This is a genomic window from Neobacillus novalis NBRC 102450 (genome assembly GCF_001591805.1).
Taxonomy (GTDB): Bacteria; Bacillota; Bacilli; order Bacillales; family Cytobacillaceae; genus Neobacillus; species Neobacillus novalis.
In genome coordinates, this window is sequence record NZ_BCVP01000072.1 from 1 (window position 1) to 8,189 (window position 8,189).

Below are 8,189 nucleotides of genomic sequence, written 5' to 3' on the forward strand. Positions count from 1 at the left end.
GACTGGTGCATCTGGTGCAGTCGTATCTGCTGGTGCTTCAGTGCCAACTAATTCTCTAGTATCTCTCACACGGATACGCTCACCTTGTGAGAAGGCACCTGAAATACCTACTGCCTCCAATGAGTCACCCATTTTAAGATCTGGTACAGATACACCACTTTGGTTCACGATATATCCGTCAGTAAAGACTAACACATCACCTGAACCGTCATTGATGACATAAGAGTTTTCATCGTACTTCGAGACAACTTTTCCTACTACCTTCACAAGTAAACCTTGGTTAGCAGCAGATGTTGCTTCCCCAGTCGCTACCTGCTTCGGTTGAACAGGAGTGCCTTTTCCAAGCTTGATAACATCTTTAGCAAAGCTAGTAAACTCTAATTCTGTGTTATTTTCATATGTCTTGATGTGACCATACACACGTACTTTATCGCCTGCTTTTAAGGCTCCGTCTGGAACTTCAAGGTAGGCCATAATTCCGTTCGTATCATCTTGTAGATAGAAGGCATCGAAGAATACGCCGGCACCAGTTGTTACCGTTCCTTCTACGACGACATTCGTATCATCAGCTAGTTTGCGGGCATCGGCGATTTTCATTACTTTCGTTTCGCGATGAGCTAACCAGTTGATGGCATTAAGCGTCATTTCGTCATTGCCTTTAGGTTCAAATGACTCATCCATCTGTTTGTCATTGAAGATGTTCATACCAGAAACCACGATCCGGCCATTGGCGCCAATTTCTTCAGACGCAATTAACGGAATCGCTGAACCGCCTGTTGCATCGGAGACAGCATCATAGGTATAACCGCCTTTGATATTGCCTTGGTATGTTGTTTCATTTCCTTTTGCTAAAATTGTAACCTTACCGCCTTCTGTTAGGGCCGTATTATTAGGGCCAGAAAGGCTAGTACCGCTATAGTAATCAATAAAACTTACGCGGTCGGTCATATAATTGGACACTAATCCTGGATGTAATCTGACAGCAAACGGACTAACGGCTGGATCGCCCCAGAAGTTGCCAGTCTTGCTATCATCAAATACGCCATCATTACCCATGCGGATTTGAGTTCCAATATCAGTTAATAATGGATTATTAACGGTTGGGTCTGTTGAGCCATTATTACTTTTTCCAGCCATTAACAATGAACCGCCATTGTTGATAAACTTCGTAACCGCTGTTCTTTCAGCCGCTGTTAGCGCTGTTCTTGCATGAGTTAACACTAAGACTTTTACATTCGTTAACACTTCATCTGTAAGCGCAACTTTATTTTCAGTGACTGTATAGCCTTCTTTTTGAAGCATGAGCGTAAAGGCTTTTAAGTTATCCTTGTACGTACCACTGTCACCACTTGTGTTTTCATTGCCGTGCGCTGCATCAATTAACACCGTAACTCCTAGCGGCTCTTTAATTTTTACAGGCATTGTATACTTCACATCACCAATATCGAGTCCGTCTGTTGATGTGACGACAACAATAAGCTGATGGTCACCCTTCAATGGAGTTGGCCATGTAGCAGTTGCTCCGGCAGATCCTTTTGATAAAATCGATGAGATAGTATTGGTGCCGATAAAATTCTCTTGTTTAACTTCATCGTAATAGAAGTCTACTTTCAAATTCTTGATCGCTTCTTTACCGTTATTGGCTACAGTCGCTGTTAATTTAGCAGGGTTGCCGCCAATAATAACGCCGCCGTCAATATCAATCCCGTTTACCTTCACATCAACTGATTCTTCTTTTGACCAGATTGGCGCTGAATAAATTCGTTCGCCATCCATTTGTGTAACCCTGACAACGAACCATTGCTGGCCGCCAGTAACGGTATACTCTGGATTCCATTCAAAGTCAGCAGTCATTGGTGAAGCCGAGGCAACGACTTTGCCGCCGTTTGAAACCAATTCTACCTTAGCTACTCGATCATCAGATTTATAGCTTGTTGGCAGGTAGTTGTAATCTGTGCTGTTGCGTTTTTCTGCTACTGGATCGCTTCCTGTGATTTTAAAATTTAACTTCTTACTATCAACAGTTGAGCCCATGTAGTAGCCATTTGCTAAAACATCTAACGTGAAGTTTGGATCCTCTGCCATATAGACGCGCATATTACGCATCGCATGCATTAACGAATCTTGTGACAAATCATCAGCAACGATGACAGTACGGGCATTTGTTTGACCCCATGTACCATCGTGGTTGTCTTCCCCATAAGTTGGAGCGACATGCCAGCCAAGGTCTAATGCTGAGAAGAATTTGCCTTCTGCATTCGCATAACCATAATGACCAGAACCGTTACCCACTTCTAGCATTGTAAATAACTTGTCTAAGTCTTTATTGTATGGCTTGAAGTTATTAAAAGCATTCGCAGACATATCCGGGTGATTAAATTGACCAACGACATCATCGTATGTCATAACCCATGCGTAATACTTGTTTAAGTCTTGGTATTGCTTGCCATTAATATTTCGGTCAATGAAATTATCTGTTCCGAAGATATTGGAATGTCCCCATGTAGTTGAAGTCATTTCAAATGCCGGGAAAACAACATAATCGCCATTGGTTGTATATTGCTTTGCTAAATCTTTTGTTAACTGCCATTGGTCGCCGCCCGTACGCTCCTGCATACCGCCGTGCTCCACTGTATCTACACCTAGTTTTTCCGGGTCGATATCATGGGAGTGGTCAGAGAATGCGAACCAATCGTAATGATGGTCTTTACCTGCTTTTAGTGCAGCTTCCGGTGAACCTGTCGCATCATGTGAAATATTCGTGTGGTTATGTGTTGTTCCACGGTAGTGATTTCCACCAGTAAAGCGCGGCACAACTTCAAATGTCCATTCTTTTTCAGAAGGGTTGCCTAAAACGTCTTTAGCGGCTACCTTCACTGTGTGCTTACCTAGTGTAAGGTCTGCTGCTGGTGTATATTTTACTTGTGTTTTGCTAATGATGGCAGCCGGTGCTTTCAGCTCCTGGCCATCCAGCCATAATTGTACGGTTGTTTCATCGACACCGCTTGGGTCATCGATTAATGCTGAAATTTCAGGTGTTGGACTTTCTACTTTCGTACCATCCTGCGGCGTTTCTCCGCTGATTGCTGGTCCAAACGTATCGGCAATGATTTTAACCGCATATGGTGTGGCACTTGTTCCAGCTGATTGTACTTGTGTGCCCGCTTTTGCTTCAATATAATACTCGAAGCCCTCTTGCGGTACATTTGCAGCCGGCAATGTGACCGTGTAACGGCCTTCGCTGCCTTTAACCATTGGTAATTCTATAAATTTTGTCGCTCCAGTAGCGCGATAATAAGCAGTTACTGTTTCTGCTCCATCGGCATTGGCAGCAAATTCGACGCTTGTTCCTTTGTACACGTCTTTAATCGCTGTGTGCGTGATCGCTAGAATCGGCGACATATCCTTTGGATTACGTGGATACAATTGGTACCCATTTGTTGCTGAAGCATTGGTTGTATACTGGCCTAGGACACCTGTAACTGTATAGCTTTTTCCAGCCACAAGGTCGTTATCTGGAACGATTCCCGTTGTGGCCATAACGCGCAATGTCGTTGCTTTATTATTTTCGTCAACAAAGGTTACGTTCCAGTTTGGCGGCGTGCTTGCTACCGCTGACACCTTACCAGTGACGGAGACAAGACTACCTTCCAGTGGCTCTGCTGTTGCATAGGTATTTAAATCCATGATTGTCAGTGGTTTCGGAGCCGGGACTGGATTGCCTTCACTGATTTTTACAATCGCTGTCGCTTCTAATTCGACTAGACCATTGTATTGTAAAACTTTACCTGTCACGCGGACTTTATCGCCTTTAAGGGTCTTAAACGGCGTATCTAATCCACCAAAAACGTTGATTCCTGCTGTTCCGTCTTGAATATAGTAGTTTTGCTTCTGTGTTCCAAGAATTTGGTTGTCGACAGTCGCAACCCCTTCAACTGTGAAAAATTTATTTAAGTTCACAGCCTGGCCTTTTGCGTCAGATTCACGAACATCAGCAATCTTGGAAATCGTCGTTGTATCCGCTTTTGTCACGGAAACAGCAACACTTTCCAGCATAATTCCCTTACTGCTCGTCGTAGTCTGGGTTACATAAACGGTATCCGGAGCACTTTTGATTGTTGTAGTAAAATCTCCTGCTGTTCCCGCTGTAACGGTCGCTAATCTTTCATTAGCATTCGCTTTGTCGTTCGGATAGACATTAACGATCGCACCTGCTGCTACAGAAGCTGGACTGCCAATTAATGTGCCTGTTCCGCTTGTGATGCTGTAGCTTAATTTATCTTGAGCGACTGCTGCGCTTGGTGCTGCTACGCTAATTTGAATCGCTGCACTTTCATCTAAATCACTCTGCTTGGCAGTAACAAAAACGAATGGTAATGTTTTGGCAGAGGTAAAACTAATCGAAAATGAACCATTAGCTTCCGCTGTAGCTGTAGCTAGAGCAGTCCCTTTGGATGCGTTTTCATAAACATTAATCGTCGCGCCCGGTTCAGCTGCATCAGCTAGACCGACTACTTTTAGATCATTGCTGTTTTGGGTAAATTGAATGTTTGTTCCTTTGACCTGTAAGCTTGTAACTGGAACCATCGGCTTCTCAGGTGTGCTTGCTGTGTTTCTCGGTGCAGCAACTGGTCCTACATAGAAGTCCGCTCCGTTGTCGTCTGTATCCCAGGCATTTCCTTTGCCAGTTGCCGGGTCGACGTTGGCGTAAGGGCGGCGCTGAGCGCTAGTTTTCGCATCTATAGTTTTCGTAGGTGCAGTACCTTCATAGGCATTAGCCGCTGTGCCATATCCAACGAAATCTACTGCATTTGCAGGCACCTTTCCATCTGTTGGTGAAGTAGTTGTTTTCAACAATACTACTTTTCCGGCTCCTGCAGCCATTGCGATAGAACCTGAAGCATCAGCTGTTGGAAGGTCAACTCCATTTGCACCACCAGCTTCTGTAATAAGGTAATAGCCATTTGCCGGAATTACACCATCTAAAGCAGTAAATTGCCAGCTAGTTCCTGCCGATGAGGCATATTGTACAGACCAGTCCTTCAGATTAACTGGTTGATCGGTTGGATTATATAACTCAATAAAATCCTTATTGAAAGGTGCGCCTGAGTTACCTCCTCCCCCGAAAACTTGGGAAATAACAATGTGATCAGCTTGCTCTGCATGGACTTTGCCTATTAAACTGCTTGGCAAAAGTGTGCTAAGCAATAATAGTGCCGTCATGAACATACTTGTCATGCGCTTGAACTTTCGATTGGTAAAGCTCATCCATTAACCACCCTTTTCCTCATTTATTGTTTTCACGAATTTAGGTATTTCTACCTATCGTGGTGTGATTACTATCACTCTCTCATTCTACAAAATTTTTACTATGAAAGATATATTTTTTTTGTAAATTATTATATAAATATTCGTAAATAAATGTTATTTACTGTATACATCCACGCTCAAAGTATGATTATATAAAGGAGAAATTGTTTTACGTTTTCATTTGGTATATACAGGAAATTATTTTAATATAATGTTCAGGAGGAATGTCAATATGACATTATTCAACAAATTTCGACCCGAAGTCAGACCTCTAACCTTGGTATTACTGATTTTTGGTCTAGCTATTTATCTTACTTATCCACCTACTGTTTCGGCCCATGCCTATAGTGCCAGTTATACAAAAATAACAATGGATAAAAAACAGACAAAAGTCGTCTTCTCGATTGATACTTTATCTGTTTTGGAGATGGCTCCCAAGATTGATGTAAACAAGAACTTTATCATTGAAAAATCAGAAATCAAAAAGGAAGAACATCGGATCGAGGAATTAATCACCGAGGGTCTCTCGCTCGATAATGGCCACACGGAACTGGGAGCGACGGTTGAAAAAATCGAGATTGTCAAAAAGGAAACGAAAGAATTTCTATCGGTTACGATGATTTTCCCGGCATTTTCACCCGGTGACACGCTCGTCTTTAATGATGGTTTTTATTTTCACGATACCGGGACAAACTACGTCAACCTGATTTCTTCTTCTTATATGGGGGAAACAAGTGAAGCGGTGTTACAAGGCAAGGAACGGACGTGGACGATGCTGGTCACCGAGCCACAGTATGAGCAAGGCCAAGAACCTTCTAGTGAGCAAGGTGCTGGTACTGATGCCGGTACGGACAAAGAGCAGGGGGCAGGCGCTGGTAAAGAGCAGCCGAATGCCGCCGCAAAGCCTGTTGAAAAGTCGGGGACCTCTTCATGGTTTTCCTTTTTCAAGCTTGGCACACTTCATATCTTAACGGGCTATGATCATTTACTCTTTCTGTTTGCCTTGTTACTGAGAAAGCAAACCTTTAAGCAATATGCAGCAATTGTCACATCGTTCACGATTGCCCACAGTATTACCCTTAGTCTTGCTGTGCTCGGCTTGTTCACGCTGCCATCGCGATTTGTCGAGGCAACGATCGCCTTTAGTATCTGTTATGTCGCCCTTGAAAATATTTTCAGAAAGGAAATCCGCCATCGCTGGAGCATCACCTTCCTTTTCGGATTAATTCATGGTCTCGGCTTTGCAAGTATCTTACGCGAAATGGAGATACCAAAAAGTCACCTGGCCGTCGCGTTAATAAATTTCAACTTAGGAATTGAATCTGTTCAACTACTAATCGTTTTGCTGCTGCTGCCATTATTAACCATGATGTTCAAACTAAAAAATTCACGAAAAATCGTCACCTACGGATCTTTTGTCATCGTCGCACTGGGAGCCATCTGGCTCGTAGAACGAATCTTCTTTTAGGAGAGGGACATGGGGACAGGCGCGGCGTTCCACTTTTGGTGGGACGAGGTGCCTGTCCTTTTTTGTTGAAAAGGGGCGGAGCGCCGCATAAACGAATCGGTATAACCAGTCGCCGTGAAAATATACATTTCGTACTTTGAATAGGGGAAGTCTAGCTTTGCTCACACCGCCTTTATTATGTTGGTGTACTACTCATATAAGATATATTTCCATGCACGGGCTGGGAGTTGAAACTCATGTTAGTTTTTGTTGAAATTTCTTCGAGTTTCGCAATTTTTTACCCCGAAACACTAGCAAACTATGGTAAAATGGGGGAAAATATGAAAATATGAGGTGATTTTTCTAGATGAAGAAAACTATCATTCGCACTCTATCGACAACCGCCCTTTTTTCGACTCTGTTTGCCGGGTCCGCCTTCGCCGATAGCTACAAGGTTCAAAAAGGGGACAACCTATCAAAAATAGCCTCGAAATATAAGACCAGTGTCAATGAAATAAAGGTGCAGAACGGATTAAAATCCGATCTAATTTATGAAAATCAAATTTTACAAATCGGCTCTACTCCCGCAACTACAACCGTTACAGCGGTAAAGCAAACCACTTATACAGTTGTGAGCGGTGATGCCTTAATCAAAATTGCCAACCGTTACAATGTTACTGTCGGCGAGCTCCAGCGGTGGAATAATCTGAGCGGGACATTAATTCTTGTCGGACAAGTCCTGAAGGTGTCGGCTCCCGGCCAAACCGTGACAGTGACAGCGCCGAAACCAGCAGCTCCGGCACCAGCAGCACCGCCCGTGACGCCGCCAGCAACCGCGCCGGCTCAGCAAGCATCTACGAGTGAGTATACTGTCAAGAGCGGCGACAGCTTGAGCAAAATCGGCGTCCAATATGGAATGACCGTCCAGCAGCTGAAGACGCTGAATAACCTAAAATCCGATATGATTTATGTCGGACAGAAGCTGAAGGTGTCAGGCACCACTGTTGGTACAGGGAAGACTGATGGTAGTGGTAAAACCAACGATGGAGCAAAAACTGATTTTGCATCCAAGGCGGTTACGACTGCGAAGAGTTTAATCGGCACTCCTTATGTTTGGGGCGGCAGCACGCTCTCCGGCTTCGACTGCAGCGGGTTCATTTATTACGTTGCGAACCAAGCCGGCACGAAAATCGGCCGCTATTCCGCAGCGGGCTATTATGACCGCAGCTACTATGTCGACAAACCGCAAGCCGGTGACCTCGTCTTTTTTGAAAATACATACACAAAAGGAATCTCCCACGTCGGTATTTATCTCGGCGGCGACCAATTCATCCACGCCGACGAAAAGTACGGCATCATGATTTCCAATCTAAAAAGCCCCTACTATACCGCCCACTTCGCGGCATTTAAGCGGCTCTACTAAGAAAAGCGC

At 44.0% G+C, this 8,189-nt stretch carries 3 protein-coding genes; 2 read left to right on the forward strand and 1 reads right to left on the reverse strand.

The annotated features are described in order from the left end of the window. Positions 1-5,268: CehA/McbA family metallohydrolase (locus BANVL01_RS26010; protein WP_066148183.1), on the reverse strand; the 5,268-nt coding region annotated here is incomplete at its 3' end. 274 nt (positions 5,269-5,542) lie between these two features. Between BANVL01_RS26010 and BANVL01_RS26015 the strand changes: the two genes are divergently transcribed. Together BANVL01_RS26015 and BANVL01_RS26020 are read left to right on the forward strand one after the other, a co-directional pair. After that, positions 5,543-6,778, forward strand: coding sequence for a HupE/UreJ family protein (locus BANVL01_RS26015; RefSeq protein WP_066093675.1), 1,236 nt, complete (start codon positions 5,543-5,545; stop codon positions 6,776-6,778). A gap of 346 nt (positions 6,779-7,124) precedes the next feature. After that, positions 7,125-8,180 carry a C40 family peptidase gene (locus BANVL01_RS26020; protein WP_066093678.1) on the forward strand — a complete coding sequence of 352 codons (1,056 nt, stop codon included), beginning with the start codon at positions 7,125-7,127 and terminating at the stop codon, positions 8,178-8,180. The last annotated feature ends 9 nt before the right edge of the window (positions 8,181-8,189 follow it).